Source organism: Streptomyces sp. NPDC086835, from assembly GCF_044745705.1.
Taxonomy (GTDB): domain Bacteria; phylum Actinomycetota; class Actinomycetes; order Streptomycetales; family Streptomycetaceae; genus Streptomyces.
This window is the reverse complement of the sequence record NZ_JBIVAU010000012.1, coordinates 141633-158873: the sequence shown is the minus strand read 5'-3', so window position 1 is coordinate 158873 and position 17241 is coordinate 141633. Positions and strand designations below refer to the sequence as shown.

Here is a 17241-nt window from a genome sequence, read left to right as displayed (position 1 = left end):
TACTACGAAAGTAGGTGGCCTGACCTGGTGTTTCAGCTGTCGGGGTGGCGGGATTTGAACCCACGACCTCTTCGTCCCGAACGAAGCGCGCTGCCAAGCTGCGCTACACCCCGATGTCGCCGGTGTCCCGGCGACATCGATTACTTTAGCCCACCCGCGGCCGGAGGCGAAATCCGGTTTCGGGGCCGCGGGCGCCCGGCACGGGGGTCAGTCGCGTGGGGTCAGCGTCAGCAGGGTCGCTTCCGGGGGGCAGGCGAAGCGGACCGGGGTGTAGCGGTTCGTGCCGCAGCCCGCGGAGACGTGGAGGTAGGAGGTGTTCCCCTCCGCCCGGTGCCTGGAGAGGCCCTTGACCCGGTCGGTGTCCAGGTCGCAGTTGGTGACCAGGGCGCCGTAGAAGGGGATGCACAGCTGGCCGCCGTGGGTGTGGCCCGCCAGGATCAGGGGGTAGCCGTCGGCGGTGAAGGCGTCGAGGGCGCGCAGGTAAGGGGCGTGGACGACGGCCAGCGACAGGTCGGCGTCCTTCTCCGGGCCGCCGAGGACCTTGTCGTAACGGTCCCTCTTGATGTGCGGGTCGTCGAGGCCGGTGAAGGCGATCTCGTAGCCGTCGAGCTTCAGCCGGCCGCGCGTGTTCGTCAGGTCCACCCATCCCGCCGCGTCGAACGCGTCCCGCATTCCCTCCCACGGATTGTGGACGGCACCGACGGCCGGGGCGTTGCCGTTGAGGCCGTGGCGGCCCTGCGCCTTCTCGAGGAGGTAGCGGGCCGGGTTGCGGAGCTTCGGGCCGTAGTAGTCGTTGGAGCCGAAGACGTAGACGCCGGGGATCTCCATCAGCGGGCCCAGCGCGTCCAGGACCTCCGGCACGCCCTCCGGGTCGGAGAGGTTGTCGCCGGTGTTGACGACGAAGTCCGGGCGCAGTCCGGCCAGGGACTGGAGCCACGCCCGCTTCTTGCGCTGGCCGCTCACCATGTGGATGTCGGAGACCTGCAGCACGCGCAACGGCCGCATCCCGCGCGGCAGCACCGGCACGGTCACCCGTCGCAACCGGTACGAACGGGCTTCGATGCCCGCGGCGTAGACGAGGCCGGCGGCTCCGGCCGCCGTGATGCCTGCGGTGATCTTCAGGGGGAGCCCGTAGCGTGCGCGCATGGGTCCATCGTCGCAGACCCGTCAGGCGCGGGGCAGTGGTGGGAGGTGAGCCCGGGACGCGTTGCGGACCGGTAGCGCGACGAGCAGACCCAGCGCGATCCACACGTATGTGTTGCCGCCGAGGAAGCCGTCGATTCCGGACGAGTCCTTGCTCCACAGCCACACGACGCTGCTCGACAGTACGACCGGCAGCGCGACTGCCCAGGTCAGCAGCCTGCGACGGTCAGGGCCCGCGGGTGTGTCCAGGGCCGCGCCGGCGAGCACCGCGAGTGCGGGCACCAGCCAGACGAGGTGGTGCACCCAGGTGACCGGGCTGATCAGGCAGGCCAGGATGCCGGTCAGCGCGATCGCGGCGGCGTGGTCACCGGCGGAGGTCGCCCGACGGACCCGTACGAACCACAGAGTGAGCAGCACGAGCACTCCTGCCGCCCAGATGCCGCGGCTCGGCTCGTACGGTTCGACGAACCGGGCGAGCAGTCCCTGCCAGGACTGGTTGGAGACGTACGCGAGCGAGCCGACCCGGTCGGTGTCCCAGAGCGCCTGGGTCCAGTAGACGCGAGAGGTGTCCGGCGCGATCCATGCCGCCAGCCCGGTGGCGCCGAGCGCGACGGCGGTCGCTGTCGCGGCGGCGCGGGGGCGGCCGGTGAGGAGCAGGTGGCCGATGAACACGGCGGGGGTGAGTTTGATCGCGGCGGCGAGACCGATGCCGATGCCGGCGTAACGGGAGGCCCGGCCGTCGGCCGGCAGCCGGAGGTCGACGAGGACGAGCGCCAGCAGCAGCAGGTTGACCTGACCGAAGCTGACGGTGTCGCGGACCGGTTCGAGGAGGGCGAACGCGCAGCCGGTGAGCGCCAGGGCGTACCAAGGGGTCCAGCCCTGGGCCCTGACGACCGGCCCGGCGGTCAGGCGAAGGATCACCACGGCCGCGGCGACGTTGAGCAGCAAGGTGAACGCGATGGCGCCGTTCCAGTGGATCAGCGTCATCGGCAGCATGGCCAAGGCGGCGAACGGCGGGTAGGTGAAGCCGTATTTGCTGCCGGGCACCTGGTAGTCGTAGAGAGCGCCGCCGCCCACCCAGTGGTTCACGGCGCCGTAGTACACACCCAGGTCGAACCAGCCGCGGTGCAGCGGCACCGTCGTGAGGAACAGCAGGACGGTGGAGGCCAGCGAGGCGACCAGGATGAGCCGTCCGCGGGTGGTCGTCGGCCACCGCCACGTGGTCTCCGTCGTACCCAGCTGTGTCATGCAGTACTCCCAATCGGTCGGCGCGCGACGCGGTCTGCGCCCCACAGAGCTGTCACGGCGAGCAGACCGCCCCCGACGGCCAGCCCCAACTGGGCTGCATCCGGAGCGAATCCGCTTGGCAGAACCACGAGGGCGAGGATCGCACTGGCCGCGGTGGCCGTCCGGCGCAGAGATCTGCCCGGCCCGGCGGCCGCGATCAGGAACAGCCCCCACAGCAGGTACCAGGGGCGGATCGCGGGGCCGAGGACGGCAACCGCCGTCAGGCTGAGCCCGAGCGCGTGGACCGGGCGCAGCAGATGGTGGCGGCGCCAGGCGAGCAGTACGGCGACGGCGGTGGCGGCGAGGCCCAGCAGATGCCACGCCGGGCCCGCGAAGCGGGCGAGATCCGCGGGCCCGTCGCCCGCCCGGTCGAGGAGGGCGGTGGTCATCCGGCCGAGGCTAGAGGTGAGCGACCAGTTCCCGGGGGAGACGGGGGTGTCCAGCGTCGCGAGCCACCCGTATCCCGTACCCACGACTGCCGTGGTCACCGCTGTGGTCGCCGCGCAGACGCAGACGACGGCAGCGGTGGCCGACAGTCGCGGTGCCCGCGACCGTTCCCTCTGCCGGGCCCACAGCATCACCACGGCGACGAGACCCAGCGCCGCCGGGGCCTTCACCAGGGCCGCCAGGGTGATGAGTACGACCGCGGCCACCGGCCTGCGGCCGAGCGCCGCGACCAGTCCGACGCCGAGCAGACCCAGCATGACCGCGTCGTTGTGCGCGCCGCCGACCAGATGCAGCAGCACCAAGGGATTGAGCACGCCTAGCCAGAGAGCCAGGGACGGGTCGGTGCCGCAGTGCCGGGCCAGCCGGGGCAGGCACAGCGCCATGGCCGCCACACCGAGGAGTGCGACGAGCCGCATCCCGAGCACCCCGGTGGACACCTGGTCGGCGGGGAACGCTGCCGGGACGGGGGAGTGCGCCACCGCGGCGAGGGCGAGGAAGACCGGGCCGTACGGGGCCGGCGTGTCCCGCCACAGGGGTGCGACCTCCGCGGGGAGCGGGCCGCCGAGGTGGGAGGGGCCGAGGGTGTGGACATCGAGTTGCGCGTCGACCATCGCGCCCTGTGCGAGATAGCTGTACACGTCGCGGCTGAACAATGGCGGCGCCACCACCAGCGGCGCCGCCCACAGCACCAGCGTCAGCAGCAGATCTCGGCGGCCGGGCGGCCGGGGCCCGCGCACCGCCGCCCCGAGGAGCGCCCAGGCCGCTATCAGGACGACCAGCCCGAAATACGCGCCGACGAGCCCGAGCGCGGCCGGGCCGGAGTCCGGGGCGGGCATCTCCCGTACCGGCAGCGCGCCGGAACTCACGCCGCCCGCCGCGACGGCCGTCGAACCCGTCAGCCCGAGCAACTGGCAGTGGCGGAAGTCGACGGCCCGGTCGAGGGCCCGGTCGACGAGGAGGCGGAGGGACGGCACCTGCGCAGGCTGTCAACGGCCGGTGTCCCGCAGGCGACGCGCCGGTCGCGCGCGGGGGTCGGTCGCGTGTCCGCCGCTTTACGGGACGCCGCTTTGGCGAAGTCGCGTGCGGACACCGGCCGTTGACAGCCCTGCCCGCCTCCGGAGCCCCGCCCGACCCTGGGCGCGACCTCCGTCCCCGCCGTGCTAGGCCGGCTTCCGTCCCGGCCTCGCGACCCAGGCCTCCGTTCCGTCCCCGCGACGCGCCCCGCGCCCCGCCGCGAAATGCGCGGGCGATTTCCGTCGCGCACCTGACACACTTGGCCGCATGACCACGCTCAAGTCCAAGCTGCAGGAAGACCTCACCGAGGCGATCAGGGCGCGCGACGAACTTCGCTCCTCGACGCTTCGGCTGACCCTCTCCGCGATCACCAAGGAGGAGGTCTCGGGCAAGACCGCCCGTGAACTCTCCGACGACGAGGTGCAGAAGGTGATCGCCAAGGAGGCGAAGAAGCGCCGCGAGGCCGCCGATGCCTTCGCCCAGGGCGGTCGCGCCGAGCAGGCCGAGCGCGAGAAGGCGGAGGGCGTGATCCTCGACGCGTACCTGCCGCAGCAGCTGACGGACGACGAGCTGAACCAGATCGTGGCGCAGGCCGTCGAGGAGGCCAGGGCCGCGGGCGCCGAGGGGCCGCGTGCCATGGGCGCCGTCATGAAGATCGTGAACCCGAAGGTGGCGGGCCGCGCCGAGGGCGGCCGGGTCGCCGCAGCGGTGAAGCGGCTGCTCGCCGGCTGAGAGAGCCGGGGCCGCGGCGCCCGCCGAGACGGCAGCGCGCAGCCACGAGCGCTGGTGCCCGCCGCGACAGCAGTGGGCGCCCGCCGTGAGGGCATGAAGAAGGGGGACCCGGTCACCGGGTCCCCCTTCTTCTCACTTCACGCGGGCCGCCTACGGCCAGTTGCCGCCGCCACCGCCGCCGTTGCCCTGGCCGCGGTTGTTACCACCGCCGATCAGGTCCGGCGGGATGGAGATGCCGGGCCACGGCTCCTGGTCACTGGGCTTGCCGTCGTCCGGCTTGTCACGGCCCTTCTCCTTGTCCTTGTCCTTCGGGACGTCCGGGATGTGCACGCCGACGAAGGGTGGAGCGGGCTCGCCGTCCAGTGCCCCCGTCATCGCGTCCTTCCAGATCGGACCCGGGACCGCGCCACCGAAGACCTTCTCGTGGTACCGGCCGCCGATGGTGATGTACTCCATCTTCACCTGCTGGCTGGCGCTGCCGACCCAGACCGCACCCGACATGTTCGGGGTGTAGCCCACGAACCAGGCGTTCTTCCTGAAGTCGGTCGTACCGGTCTTGCCCGCGTTGTCGCGGCTCTGCAGGCCGGCCTGTTGGCCGGTACCGGAGTCGACCACTCCGCGCAGCAGGGTGTTGATCGTGTCGGCGGTCCGCTCGGACATCGCCTTGCTGCATTCGGTCTGCGGAACCTTCAGGCTCTTGCCGTCGGCCGTCTTGATCGACTCGATGGCCGTCGGCGTGCAGTAGGTCCCGCGGTTGGCGAAGGTCGCGTAGGCGTTGGCCATCACGAGGGGCGAGATACCGGTGGAGCCGAGGGTGAGCGCCGAGGGCACTTCCGGCAGCTTCGTGTTGTTGCCCTGCACCACGCCCAGCTTGCCGGTCATCTCCAGGATCGGGCACATCCCGATCTCGCCGATCATCTGCACGAAGTAGGTGTTGACGGACAGCGCCATCGCTTCCTTGAGCGGGTACGGCCCGACCTCGGTCTCGTTCTCGTTCTCCAGCATGGTGTTGCCGGTGTTGACCCACGGCTTGCCGCTGCACGTCGACACCGATTGCGGGTACGGCATCTTGTACGGCGACGGGTAGACCTGCGTCGGCGGCTTGCCCTGCTCCAGGGCAGCGGCGGCCAGGAACGGCTTGAAGGTCGAGCCGACCGGGAAGCCGAAGTTCGAGCCGCCCATGTCGTGGTTGACCGAGTAGTTGATCTGGGTCTCGTTCTTGCCGAAGCCGTACGGCTTGGACTGGCCCATGGCGACGATCTTGCCGGTCCCGGGCTGGACGAGCGTGACCGCGGCGGCGACCTTGTCGGTCTGGTAGATGTGGTCCTTTATGGAGTTCTGCGCCGATTCCTGGGCCTGCGGGTCCAGGGTGGTCCTGATCGTCAGACCACCCTGGTTCCAGATCTTGAGCCGGTCCTCCCTGGTCTTGCCGAAGACCGGGTCGGTCAGGAACACCTGGCGCACGTAGTCGCAGAAGAAGCCGGCGCCGTTGACGGCGGTGATGCAGCCGTTCTTGGGCTTGCTGACCTTCAGATCGATCGGGCTCGCCTTGGCCTTGTCCGCCTCGGCCTGGGAGATGTCCCGGACGTCGGCCATGCGCTGGAGCACGATGTTGCGGCGCTTGGTCGCCTCTTGCGAGTCGTTGACCGGGTCGAAACGGCTGGGCGACTGGACGATGCCGGCGAGCAGCGCGGCCTCCTCCAGCTTCAGGTCCTTCGCCTTCTTGGAGAAGTAACGCTGGGACGCGGCCTCGACGCCGTACGCCTGCTGACCGAAGAACGTGATGTTGAGGTAGTTCTCGAGGATCTTCTTCTTGCCCAGTTCCTCTTCGACCTGGATCGCGTACTTCAGCTCGCGGATCTTCCGGCCGAGGGTCTGCTGGGTGGCCTGGGCGACCTTGTCGGGGTCGTCGCCGGCCTCTTCCACGAAGACGTTCTTCACGTACTGCTGGGTGAGGGTCGAGGCGCCTTCGGAGACGCCGCCCGACTGCGCGTTCTTGTTCAGCGCCCGCAGCACACCTTTGAGGTCGATCGCGCCGTGCTCGTAGAAGCGGGCGTCCTCGATCGCGACGATCGCCTTCTGCATGTACGGGGAGATCTCCTCGATCGGCACGACCGTGCGGTCACGGGAGTAGACCGTGGCGATCTGACCGCCCTCGGAGTCGAGGATCGTGGTGCGCTGACTCAGCGGAGGGGTCTTGAGGTTGGCCGGGATGGTGTCGAATCCCTCGACCGTTCCCTTGGCCGCGAGTCCCAGTGCTCCGGCGGCGGGCAGGGCGATGCCCGCCAGCACCGCTCCGGCGAGCACGCTGACACCGAGGAACTTGGCGGCCTGCTGGGTCCCGGTCAGACCACCGCCCGAGCGCTTCTTTGGCATGGGGCCAGCCTACGTTCTCATTCGCCGGACAGGCGTAAAGGCATTGGCCTAAGCTGCTCACAACTGTCACAGCAGTGCGGTTCTGCATCAAGCACTTGACATGATTTCCGCTGTACCCGAATCCGGCGGAGTTGTGTCCGTCAGTCATGTCCGTATCCGGCACGTGTGTTGCACGGTGCCCCTTGTGACCCAGCCGAACTGCCCCGCTATGTCGGCTTTGTTCGTTATGCCCTCAGGTCACTCCCCTGGGTGATCTGCCGCGTACGCATAGTCCGTTCGGGCCATTCAAGATTGGGCCCCAAGGGGGTGTTGCGCTGTGCCCACCTTCCGTAACGTCCTCAACTGGCAGCGGTGAATATGCCGCTGCCGCCGTGGGGGAGCCTCGATTCGGGAGAGGACGGCGCCGGCATGGGCTGGGTAACCGACTGGAGTGCGCAGGCAGCCTGCCGCACTACCGATCCGGATGAACTGTTCGTACAAGGGGCAGCGCAGAACAGGGCCAAGGCGGTGTGCACCGGATGCCCGGTGCGGACCGAATGCCTGGCCGACGCGCTCGACAACCGCGTCGAGTTCGGCGTCTGGGGCGGAATGACGGAGCGGGAGCGACGCGCATTGCTGCGCAGACGCCCCACCGTCACGTCCTGGCGCAGACTGCTCGAGACCGCACGCACGGAATACGAGCGCAGCGCGGGGATTCTGCCCGTCGCCCTCGACGACGACGAGACCTACGAGGCGTACGCCGCCGTCGGCTAGCTGTCGGCTCTCGCGCTCGGTCGGCTGCGGCCGGCCTTTCGCCTGGTGGTACGGGCCGCGAGCGGCCCGTGGTGTCCGCCACGGGTGACCGAGGCATGCCTTGCCGGCGCGCGCCTGGGTCGGCGCGTCCTTCGGAGGGCGCCGACGTACGCAGAGACCGGTGCGGGCACGCCGGGCCATCCGGTCATGCCCACACACCGGACCACATGGCGAACCAGGTGGCTGAAGCCGATCCCGTACCTGTGCCGCGGCGTCGACGCGCCGGCGAGCCGGTGCGCGAGACCGTGCCGGTGCGTGCGCTCAGCGCGGCTACGCCGCCCCGGCCTCGGCGCGACCCCCCGTGGCGAGGCGGTCGCCGATGGCGCGCAGGCCGGCGAGATCGTGCACATCGCCCGGGAGGGCGGGGACCTCGGCCACCGGCACCTCCGGGTGGAGTGCGGTGAAGCGGTCACGCGTGCGCTGCTCGCGCGCGAGCACCTGCATCCGCTCGGCATGCAGACGCAGCAGACCGGCAGTCATCTCCTGCGTGGTCTGCGTCCGGGGATTCTTCGACTCTGCGGGCTCTTCGACGACGCGCGGGTGGGCTTCGGGGGAGTGGCCCGCGGACGGGGATTCGGGAGAGACGGCCGCGGCGTCACGAACACCAGTCTTCCCGTGCCCCTGATCCACAATGCCGCCCTCGTCAAGATTTTCCGCGGCCGCGAGCGCCCGCTCCGCCGACAGCCGTGCGGCGCCGCTGATGTGCACCCGGTTGAGGACCAGGCCGGCGAGCGGCATGTCCTCCTCGGCCAGCCGTTCCACGAAGTACGCCGCCTCGCGCAGCGCGTCCCGCTCGGGTGCCGCGACCACCATGAACGCCGTGCCCGGGGCCTGCAGCAGCCGGTACGTCGCGTCCGCCCGGGTGCGGAAGCCGCCGAACATCGTGTCCATCGCGGCGACGAACGTCTGTACGTCCCGCAGCAGTTGGCCGCCCAGGAGCTTGCCAAGAGTGCCCGTCATCATCGACATGCCGACGTTGAGGAACTTCATCCCCGCCCGGCCGCCCATCTTCGCAGGGGCCATCAGCAGCTTGATGAACTTGCCGTCGAGGAACGACCCCAGGCGCTTGGGCGCGTCGAGGAAATCAAGCGCCGAGCGTGACGGCGGGGTGTCCACGATGATCAGGTCCCACTCGTCGCGCGCCCGCAGCTGGCCCAGCTTCTCCATGGCCATGTACTCCTGCGTGCCGGCGAAACCGGCGGACAGGGACTGGTAGAAGGGGTTCTCCAGGATGGCGCGGGCCCGTTCCCCGTCCGCGTGCGCCTCGACGATCTCGTCGAAGGTCCGCTTCATGTCGAGCATCATGGCGTGCAACTCCCCGCCGCCCTCGATGCCTTCGACCCGGCGCGGAGTGTTGTCGAGGGAGTCGATGCCCATGGACTGGGCGAGCCGCCGGGCCGGGTCGATGGTGAGGACGACCACCTTGCGGCCGCGCTCCGCCGCCCGTACGCCCAGCGCCGCGGCCGTCGTCGTCTTGCCGACGCCGCCGGCGCCGCAGCACACGATGATCCGGGTGGCCGGGTCGTCGATGAGGGGGTCGACCTCCAGCCGGGCCGATGAGTCCAGAGTCATGAGCCGGCCCCTTGCTTGCGCAGTTCCTTCGCCAGTTGGTAGAGCCCTGCCAGGTCGACTCCCTCGCTCAGCATGGGGAGTTCGTACGCACCCAGCTCCAGGGTGTTGAGCGCTTTGCGCTGCTCGCGCTCCAGCTCCACACGCTGCGCGTGCTCGGCCGCCTGCTCCAGCAACGGCGTGACGAGCCCTGCGGCGCCGGTGACGCCGGCGGCCTTGAGCGCGTCCGTGACGGCGGCGCGCCGGCCGTTCGCAGCGTCGTGCACGGCGTCCTCGTCGAGGAGGTGCGGCCGGACCATGTTCACGATGGCGTTGCCCACCGGCAGGTCGGCGGCGCGCAGCTCGGCGACACCGTCGGCCGTCTCCTGGACCGGCATCTCCTCCAGGAGGGTGACCAGGTGGACGGCCGTCTCCGGTGACTTGAGGACCCGCATCACCGCCTGCGCCTGATTGTGTATCGGGCCGATCCTGGCCAGGCCCGCCACCTCGTCGTTGACGTTCAGGAAGCGGGTGATGCGGCCGGTGGGCGGCGCGTCCATGACCACGTAGTCGTAGACGTACCGCCCCTGTCTGTCCCGGCGGCGCACGGCCTCGCAGGCCTTGCCGGTCAGCAGCACGTCCCGGACGCCCGGGGCGATGGTCGTCGCGAAGTCGATCGCGCCGATCTTCTTCAGGGCGCGGCCCGCGCTGCCGAGTTTGTAGAACATCTGGAGGTAGTCGAGGAGGGCGCGCTCGGCATCGATGGCCAGCGCGAACACCTCACCGCCGCCGGAGGCGACGGCGATCTTGCGCTCCTCGTAAGGAAGGGCCTCCGTCTCGAACAGCTGGGCGATGCCCTGCCTGCCCTCGACCTCGACGAGAAGAGTCCGCTTTCCCTCTGTCGCGAGGGCGAGCGCGAGGGCAGCGGCCACCGTGGTCTTACCGGTACCGCCCTTGCCGCTGACGACCTGGAGCCTGCTCACGTATTCGAGCCTAACCAGTCGGACCCCGCCCTACGCACGAGGCTGCCTGCGGGCTGCGTCACGGACCGGGTGGAGGGTGCGGCTACAGTCGGCTCCATGACCAAGTGGGAATACGCGACCGTGCCGCTTCTCGTGCACGCGACGAAGCAGATTCTGGACACCTGGGGCGAGGACGGCTGGGAGCTGGTCCAGGTCGTGCCCGGGCCGAACAACCCCGAGCAGCTCGTGGCCTATCTGAAGCGGAAGCGGGAGAAGTCCTCGTGAGCGGCGTGGTCGCCGCCAGGCTCGCCGAACTGGGGCTGAGGCTGCCCGAGGTCGTGCCGCCGCTCGCCGCCTACCAGCCTGCCGTCGTCTCCGGGGCGTACGTCTACACCGCGGGCCAGCTCCCGATGGTGGAGGGCAAGCTTCCGGTCACCGGCAAGGTGGGTGCGGAGGTGACCCCGGAGGAGGCCAAGGAACTGGCGCGTACCTGTGCGCTGAACGCCCTGGCCGCTGTGAAGTCGGTCATCGGTGACCTGGACCGGATCGCGCGGGTCGTGAAGGTCGTCGGCTTCGTCGCCTCGGCCTCGGACTTCACCGGGCAGCCGGCCGTTCTCAACGGAGCGAGCGAACTGCTGGGCGAGGTGCTCGGCGACAAGGGCGTGCACGCCCGCAGCGCGGTGGGTGTCGCAGTGCTGCCGCTGGACGCCCCGGTCGAGGTGGAGATCCAGGTGGAGCTGGTCCAGGGCTGAGCCCGGCCGAACCCCCGTCAGTACCTGTACGGCCCCGCGTCCCCCGGATTCCCGGCGGAGGCGGGGCCGTTGCCGTTGCGGGCCGGGCGCGCGAATCCTCCCGCGCCGGGTCTTGACGCGAGCACGTCGACGGGTGTGCCCTGTCCCTTGACGTCCATGGACAGGAACCCTTCCTATCGATGTGAACGCCCTCGTGAACCCACCGCACGCACCTCCTCCATCCCCTCGTCCCCCGAACGAAAGTGGGAGGAAACAGTGGCACCCACCCCCCGCCCACGGGCCGCCCTCGGCGTCCTCGTGGCCGCCGCGACCGCGGCGTTATCCGTCGCCGCACCACCTCTCGCGGGCACGGCAGCCGCCGCCCCCGTCGCGTACGAGGCCGAAGCGGCCAAGGTCTCCCAAGGCGCCGTCGACTCCGATCACGCAGGTCACTCCGGCACCGGCTACGTGAACTTCCAGCCGGTGACGGGCGCCTACGTCGAGTTCACCGTCGCCTCCGACCGGGCCACCGACGCCACCTTCGACTTCCGGTACGCCAACGGCACGTCCGCGAACCGCCCCCTCGACATCCGGGTCAACGGCGCCCTCGTCGCCGACGACCGCGCCTTCCCCGCCACGGGTGCCTGGACCACCTGGCGGACCGTCACCGCGAACGCCGCCCTCAAGGCAGGCGACAACACGGTCCGGGTCACCACCGCGGCGTCCGACGGCCCCAACCTGGACAAGCTCACCGTCACCGCGAGCGGCCCCGCCGACACGCAGAAGCCGACGGCCCCCGCGAACCTGCGCAAGGACAAGGAGCCCACCGCGACGAGCGTCTCGCTCGCCTGGGACGCCGCCTCCGACGACACGGCCGTCACCGGCTACGACGTCTACCAGCACGGACAGTTGATGAAGCAGGTCGGCGGCACCACCCTCGCGGCCACCGTCGACGGGCTCGACCCCGAAACGGCCTACGACTGGACGGTCTTCGCCCGCGACGCCGCCGGCAACGTCTCCGCCGCCAGCAACGCCGTCACCGTCTCCACCCTGCCCGCCCCGCCCGACACGCAGGCGCCCAGTGCCCCCGGCGGCCTGCGCTCCACCGGCACGGGCGCGACCAGCGTCGACCTCGCGTGGACGGCCTCCACGGACAACACGGGGGTCGCCGGGTACGAGATCCACCGCGACGGGGCCGCCGCCGCCACCGCCGACGCCACCTCCGCGACCGTCAGCGGCCTGACCGCGGACACCTCGTACCGCTTCAAGGTCAGGGCCTTCGACCTCAAGGGCAACAGGTCCGCCTTCAGCCCGGAGATCACCGTCAGGACCCGCGGCGCGATCCCCGGCGGCACTCCCGACCCGGGCACGGTCTCCACCCTGGCGAGCGGCGTGGACGTCGCCTGGGGGCTCGGTTTCCTGCCGGACGGCACCGGCGTCTTCACCGAGCGGAACACCTTCAACGTCTACACGCTTTCCCGGACCGGTCACAAGACGCTCGTCGGCAAGGTCCCCGAGTCGCAGACGACCGGCGGCGAGGGAGGTCTGATGGGCCTCGAGGTCAGCCCGGACTTCGCCTCCGACCACCTGCTGTACTTCCTGCACACCTCGAGCGACGGCAACCGCATCGCTCGTATGAAGCTGGAGAACAACAGCCTCAGCGGCTACACCGTGCTGCTCGCAGGCATGGAGAAGAGCCGCTTCCACAACGGCGGCAGGCTGCGCTTCGGCCCCGACGGGAAGCTGTACGCCGCCATGGGCGACGCGCAGAGCTCCAGCAAGGCCCAGGACAAGAACTCCCTCAACGGCAAGATCCTCCGGATCAACCGCGACGGTTCGATCCCCGCGGACAACCCCTTCGGCAACGCCGTCTGGTCCCTGGGCCACCGCAACCCCCAGGGCCTCGACTTCGACTCCCAGGGCCGGCTCTGGCAGGCCGAGTTCGGCAACAGCGTCATGGACGAGGTCAACCTGATCCGCAAGGGCGGCAACTACGGCTGGCCGGCCTGCGAGGGCACCAGCGGCAGCTGCTCGGGCTACATCGCGCCGAAGAAGACCTGGCCGACGGCGCAGGCCTCGCCCAGCGGCCTGACGATCATCAACGACCACGTCTTCGTCGCCACGACCAGGGGCGAACGCGTCTACCGGATGCGCATCGACACGAGCAGCAACCTGGTGGAGCAGAAGATCTACTTCCAGGGCACGTACGACCGGCTGCGCACCGTCGAGGTCGACCACCAGGGCGACGTCTGGCTCACCACGTCGACCGACAAGGACGGTGTGAACGGCAACGACAGGATCCTGCGGATCGACATCGTGTACTCGGGCGGAGCGACCGGGGCAGGAGCGGCCCGCGGACCCGGCAGCGGGAAGGAGGCTCTCGAACATCGGCGCGGAAGCGCATAGCATCCGCCCATGTCCAATGGTCAGTGGTACCCGCCGGAATGGCCCGACCGTATCCGCGCGCTCGCCGCCGGCGAGCTCACCGCCGTGGTCCCCAAGCGGGCCGCCACGGTGATGCTGCTGCGTGACACCGCGGAGGGTACCGCTGTCCACATGCTGCGCCGACGCGCCTCCATGGCCTTCGCCGGAGGCGCGTACGCGTACCCGGGCGGCGGTGTGGACCCGCGCGACGACCGGCCGGTGCGCTGGGCCGGTCCCCCCTTGGACGTCTGGGCGGAGCGCCTCGGCGTCGACGACACGGCGTCCGCGCAGGCCATCGTGTGCGCTGCGGTGCGGGAGACGTTCGAGGAGGCGGGCATCCTGCTGGCCGGCCCCACCCCCGACACCGTCGTCGGGGACACGACGGGCGACGACTGGGAGGCGGACCGTCAGGCCCTGGTCGACCGCGGCCTGTCCTTCGCGGACTTCATCGACCGCCGGGGCCTCGTGCTGCGGTCCGACCTGCTGGGCGCGTGGGCGCGCTGGATCACACCGGAGTTCGAGCCGCGCCGCTACGACACCTGGTTCTTCGTGGCCGCCCTGCCCGACGGCCAGCGCGCCCGCAATGTGTCGACCGAGGCGGAGTCCACGGTCTGGATCAGCCCTGCCGACGCCACGGACGGGTACGACAAGGGTGAGCTGCTGATGATGCCGCCGACCGTCGCGACGCTGCGGACGCTCCAGGCGTTCCGTACGTCCGCCGAGGCGCTGGCAGCGGCGGCGGGCCAGGACATGACCCCGGTGCTGGCCAAGGCCCGGCTCGAGAACGGCGAGGTCGTCCTCAGCTGGCCGGGCCACGAGGAGTTCACCAAGCACGTCTCCACGGGAGGCCCGCGATGACCGACGCAGCCACTCTGCCGGGGCAGCCCCGCGGCGGTGTGCTGTCGGGGCCCGCCACCGCCCGTGCCGTCAACGTCCTCGCACCGAACGCGTCCGCCATGACCCTCGACGGGACCAACACCTGGATCGTCTCGGAGCCGGACTCCGATCTGGCGGTCGTCGTCGATCCCGGACCGCTCGACGACACGCATCTGCGGGCCGTCATCGCCACGGCGGAACGCGCGGGCAAGCGGATCGCCCTCACCCTGCTCACCCACGGCCATCCCGACCACGCCGAGGGCGCCTCCCGCTTCGCGGAACTCACCGGCACGAACGTCCGGGCCCTCGACCCGGCGCTGCGGCTCGGCGACGAAGGGCTCGCCCCCGGCGACGTGATCACCACCGGCGGTCTGGAGATGAGGGTCGTCCCCACCCCGGGGCACACCGCGGACTCCCTCAGCTTCCACCTGCCCGCCGACCGGGCCGTACTGACCGGCGACACGATCCTCGGCCGCGGCACGACGGTCGTCGCGCACCCTGAGGGACGGCTCGGCGACTACCTCGACTCCCTGCGGCGGCTGCGCTCGCTCACCGTCGACGACGGCATCCACACCGTGCTGCCGGGCCACGGCCCGGTTCTCGACGACGCCCAGGGCGCCGTCGAGTACTACCTCGCGCACCGCGCGACCCGGCTCGCCCAGGTGGAGACGGCGGTCGAGAACGGCTGGACCACCGCCTCCGAGGTGGTCGCCCAGGTGTACGCGGACGTGGACAGGTCGCTGTGGCCCGCCGCGGAGCTCTCCGTACGCGCACAGCTGGAATACCTGCGGGACCACGGGCTGATCGACCCCTGACAGCCGGATGAGGGCAGCCCGGCGGCGGGGCCGTCCAAGGCCCCTTGAGCGGTCCTCCGCGCGGACGGAACCGGCCGGCCACCCCCCGGCGTCGTGGTGCGAGCGATGCTTTACGCTCCGCTTACTTGCGGCATCAGTTCCCGGGGGGAATCCGTGTTCGTACTCTTCGTCATCCTCGTCATCGCCGCGGCGGTGATGTACCTCGTCGCCAGAGGCGGCGACAACAAGGGGCTCAAGCTCGGCGCGGCGGGGGCGCTCATCGCCGGCCTCTTCTCCGGCATAGCCAGCTGTGTCCACGTCATCAGTGCCTACGAGGTCGGCGTGCCCGTCACCTTCGGCAAGGTCGGCTCGCCCATGAACTCGGGCGTGAACATCACATCGCCGTTCACCAACGTCACCACCTTCTCCACCCGCCCCGTGGACCTCAACCTCTCCGACAAGGACGTGGTCGAGGTGCGTTCCTCGCAGGGTGGCGTGATGTACGTGGAGGTCACCGTGAAGTGGGCGGTCACCCCTGCCAAGGCGGTCGAGCTCTACCGGCTCGCGGGCAGCGAGGACGCCATCCAGCAGCGCCTGGTCTTCCCCGACAGCCGCGAGATCATCCGCAACGTCTTCGCCCGCCACACGAGCGAAGAGGGCTACACCTCCGCACGCGAGAAGATCAACGCGGAGATCGGCGACCTGATCAAGGAGCGCCTCGCGCCCCGCGGGATCGCCGTCACCACCGTCAACCTGCGCAATGTGCGGCCGTCCGAGCAGCTGCAGGAGCAGATCGACCGCAAGATCCAGCAGCAGCAGGCCACCGAGCGGGCGACGGAGGCGGCGCGGACCGCCACGGCGGAGGCCGAGCGCCGCCGGATCGAGGCCGAGGGCATCGCCAAGGCCAACAAGATCCTCAACGACTCGCTCAGCGACAAGGTGCTCGCCAACCAGTGCATCGAGGCCTTCAAGGAGGCGGCGGCGAAGAACCCCGTGTACGCCGTGCCGTGCGGCACCGGCACCGGGAACCCGCTGATCGTGGACGGCAGCAAGAGGTGAACGGCGCACGAGGGGCCGCCCGCATGATGCGGGCGGCCCCTCGTGCGTGTGCTCGGCGCGCGGATCGGCCGGGCGAACCCGGCGGTCCGTGGCTCAGCGGGAGCGCTTGGCCAGCCGCTCGACGTCCAGCAGGATCACCGCACGGGCCTCCAGACGCAGCCAGCCGCGCTGCGCGAAGTCGGCCAGCGCCTTGTTCACGGTCTCGCGGGAGGCGCCGACCAGCTGGGCCAGCTCCTCCTGGGTGAGGTCGTGGACGACGTGGATGCCCTCCTCCGACTGCACGCCGAAGCGGCGCGACAGGTCGAGAAGCGCACGGGCGACACGGCCCGGCACGTCCGAGAAGACCAGGTCGGACATCTGGTCGTTGGTCTTGCGGAGCCGGCGGGCGACCGCACGCAGCAGTGCCGTCGCCACCTCGGGCCGGACGTTCAGCCAGGGCTGGAGGTCGCCGTGGCCGAGGCCGAGGAGCTTGACCTCGGTGAGGGCGGTGGCGGTCGCGGTGCGCGGCCCGGGGTCGAAGAGGGACAGCTCGCCGATCAGCTCGCCGGGGCCGAGGACCGCCAGCATGTTCTCGCGGCCGTCGGGGGAAGTGCGGTGCAGCTTGACCTTGCCCTCGGTGACCACGTAGAGGCGGTCGCCCGGTTCGCCCTCGTGGAAGAGCGCGTCGCCGCGGGCGAGCGTCGCTTCACTCATCGAGGCGCGGAGCTCCGCGGCCTGCTCGTCATCGAGCGCCGCGAAGAGCGGGGCGCGCCGCAGAACGTCGTCCACGAGTTCTCTCCTTGTCGACCTGCTCAGGGGACGTTGGTCCCATGATGCCGGACTGTGCTGTGCCGGCCCGGGGACACTGTGCCCCCGTGGGGCACCACCGGGGAACGGACCCCGGTAGTAAACAATCGTGCGATCAATCACAACAAGTTTGACGTACCGGCGCGTCTCTCCCTACGGCAGGGGCCCGATCGGGGCCGGATTACGGGGGACCGGGGCGGATGTCGGTGGGGGCCTTTAGGCTGGCCGGGTGTCCAATTCGCCGGTGAGAGCACAGGCCGAGGGGGCTGG

The 17241-nt window shown here is 70.5% G+C and carries 15 protein-coding genes and 1 tRNA gene; 8 read left to right on the top strand and 8 right to left on the bottom strand.

Translation table 11 applies throughout. The annotated features are described in order from the left end of the window. Positions 1-39: 39 nt before the first annotated feature. The 4 genes from ACIPJI_RS31820 to mptB all read right to left on the bottom strand — a co-directional run bounded on the left by ACIPJI_RS31820 (position 40) and on the right by mptB (position 3851). Positions 40-113 (bottom strand) — tRNA-Pro (locus tag ACIPJI_RS31820). A gap of 94 nt (positions 114-207) precedes the next feature. Then, complete coding sequence (locus tag ACIPJI_RS31815) at positions 208-1146, bottom strand: metallophosphoesterase (protein ID WP_356620778.1); 939 nt, start codon at positions 1144-1146, stop codon at positions 208-210. A gap of 21 nt (positions 1147-1167) precedes the next feature. Further along, entirely contained in the window at positions 1168-2391 is a 1224-nt protein-coding gene (locus tag ACIPJI_RS31810) for a glycosyltransferase 87 family protein (RefSeq protein ID WP_356620777.1), read from the bottom strand. After that, positions 2388-3851: a polyprenol phosphomannose-dependent alpha 1,6 mannosyltransferase MptB gene (mptB, locus tag ACIPJI_RS31805; protein ID WP_402250246.1), complete on the bottom strand. Its 1464-nt coding sequence runs from the start codon at positions 3849-3851 to the stop codon at positions 2388-2390. Before mptB ends, ACIPJI_RS31810 begins: the two co-directional genes overlap by 4 nt. A gap of 307 nt (positions 3852-4158) precedes the next feature. Here mptB and ACIPJI_RS31800 point away from each other — a divergent pair, with 307 nt between their 5' ends. Next, positions 4159-4623, top strand: coding sequence for a GatB/YqeY domain-containing protein (locus ACIPJI_RS31800; RefSeq protein WP_402250244.1), 465 nt, complete (start codon positions 4159-4161; stop codon positions 4621-4623). A 150-nt stretch (positions 4624-4773) separates the two neighbouring features. Here the strand turns inward: ACIPJI_RS31800 and ACIPJI_RS31795 are convergent, their stop codons facing one another. Then, positions 4774-6999 carry a transglycosylase domain-containing protein gene (locus ACIPJI_RS31795; protein WP_402250242.1) on the bottom strand — a complete coding sequence of 742 codons (2226 nt, stop codon included), beginning with the start codon at positions 6997-6999 and terminating at the stop codon, positions 4774-4776. Positions 7000-7407: 408 nt separating this feature from the next. On the opposite strand from ACIPJI_RS31795, the gene ACIPJI_RS31790 reads away from it, so the two are divergent. Next, entirely contained in the window at positions 7408-7752 is a 345-nt protein-coding gene (locus ACIPJI_RS31790; protein ID WP_050791514.1) for a WhiB family transcriptional regulator, read from the top strand. Between the two features lie 309 nt (positions 7753-8061). Here the strand turns inward: ACIPJI_RS31790 and ACIPJI_RS31785 are convergent, their stop codons facing one another. Both ACIPJI_RS31785 and ACIPJI_RS31780 read right to left on the bottom strand, forming a co-directional pair. Then, positions 8062-9363 (bottom strand): ArsA family ATPase, encoded by a 1302-nt coding sequence (locus tag ACIPJI_RS31785; protein WP_402250240.1) that lies wholly within the window; start codon positions 9361-9363, stop codon positions 8062-8064. Then, positions 9360-10322 carry an ArsA-related P-loop ATPase gene (locus ACIPJI_RS31780; RefSeq protein ID WP_356620773.1) on the bottom strand — a complete coding sequence of 321 codons (963 nt, stop codon included), beginning with the start codon at positions 10320-10322 and terminating at the stop codon, positions 9360-9362. The genes ACIPJI_RS31785 and ACIPJI_RS31780 overlap by 4 nt, the downstream gene beginning before the upstream one ends. Positions 10323-10418: 96 nt before the next feature. Here ACIPJI_RS31780 and ACIPJI_RS31775 point away from each other — a divergent pair, with 96 nt between their 5' ends. The 6 genes from ACIPJI_RS31775 to ACIPJI_RS31750 all read left to right on the top strand — a co-directional run bounded on the left by ACIPJI_RS31775 (position 10419) and on the right by ACIPJI_RS31750 (position 16185). Beyond that, positions 10419-10586, top strand: coding sequence for a DUF4177 domain-containing protein (locus tag ACIPJI_RS31775; protein ID WP_356620772.1), 168 nt, complete (start codon positions 10419-10421; stop codon positions 10584-10586). Then, complete coding sequence (locus tag ACIPJI_RS31770; RefSeq protein ID WP_402250238.1) at positions 10583-11053, top strand: RidA family protein; 471 nt, start codon at positions 10583-10585, stop codon at positions 11051-11053. The genes ACIPJI_RS31775 and ACIPJI_RS31770 overlap by 4 nt, the downstream gene beginning before the upstream one ends. Before the next feature lie 255 nt (positions 11054-11308). After that, on the top strand, positions 11309-13438 hold the full coding sequence (locus ACIPJI_RS31765) for a PQQ-dependent sugar dehydrogenase (RefSeq protein ID WP_402250236.1): 2130 nt from the start codon (positions 11309-11311) through the stop codon (positions 13436-13438). 9 nt (positions 13439-13447) lie between these two features. Further along, positions 13448-14314 carry an NUDIX hydrolase gene (locus ACIPJI_RS31760; protein WP_402250234.1) on the top strand — a complete coding sequence of 289 codons (867 nt, stop codon included), beginning with the start codon at positions 13448-13450 and terminating at the stop codon, positions 14312-14314. Next, positions 14311-15147: an MBL fold metallo-hydrolase gene (locus ACIPJI_RS31755; protein WP_402250232.1), complete on the top strand. Its 837-nt coding sequence runs from the start codon at positions 14311-14313 to the stop codon at positions 15145-15147. The genes ACIPJI_RS31760 and ACIPJI_RS31755 overlap by 4 nt, the downstream gene beginning before the upstream one ends. A 153-nt stretch (positions 15148-15300) precedes the next feature. Further along, positions 15301-16185 (top strand): prohibitin family protein, encoded by an 885-nt coding sequence (locus tag ACIPJI_RS31750; protein ID WP_356620767.1) that lies wholly within the window; start codon positions 15301-15303, stop codon positions 16183-16185. Positions 16186-16278: 93 nt separating this feature from the next. On the opposite strand, the gene ACIPJI_RS31745 is transcribed toward ACIPJI_RS31750, so the two are convergent. Then, positions 16279-16953, bottom strand: a complete 675-nt coding sequence (locus ACIPJI_RS31745) for a Crp/Fnr family transcriptional regulator (RefSeq protein ID WP_005314425.1) — start codon at positions 16951-16953, stop codon at positions 16279-16281. Positions 16954-17241: the final 288 nt, after the last annotated feature.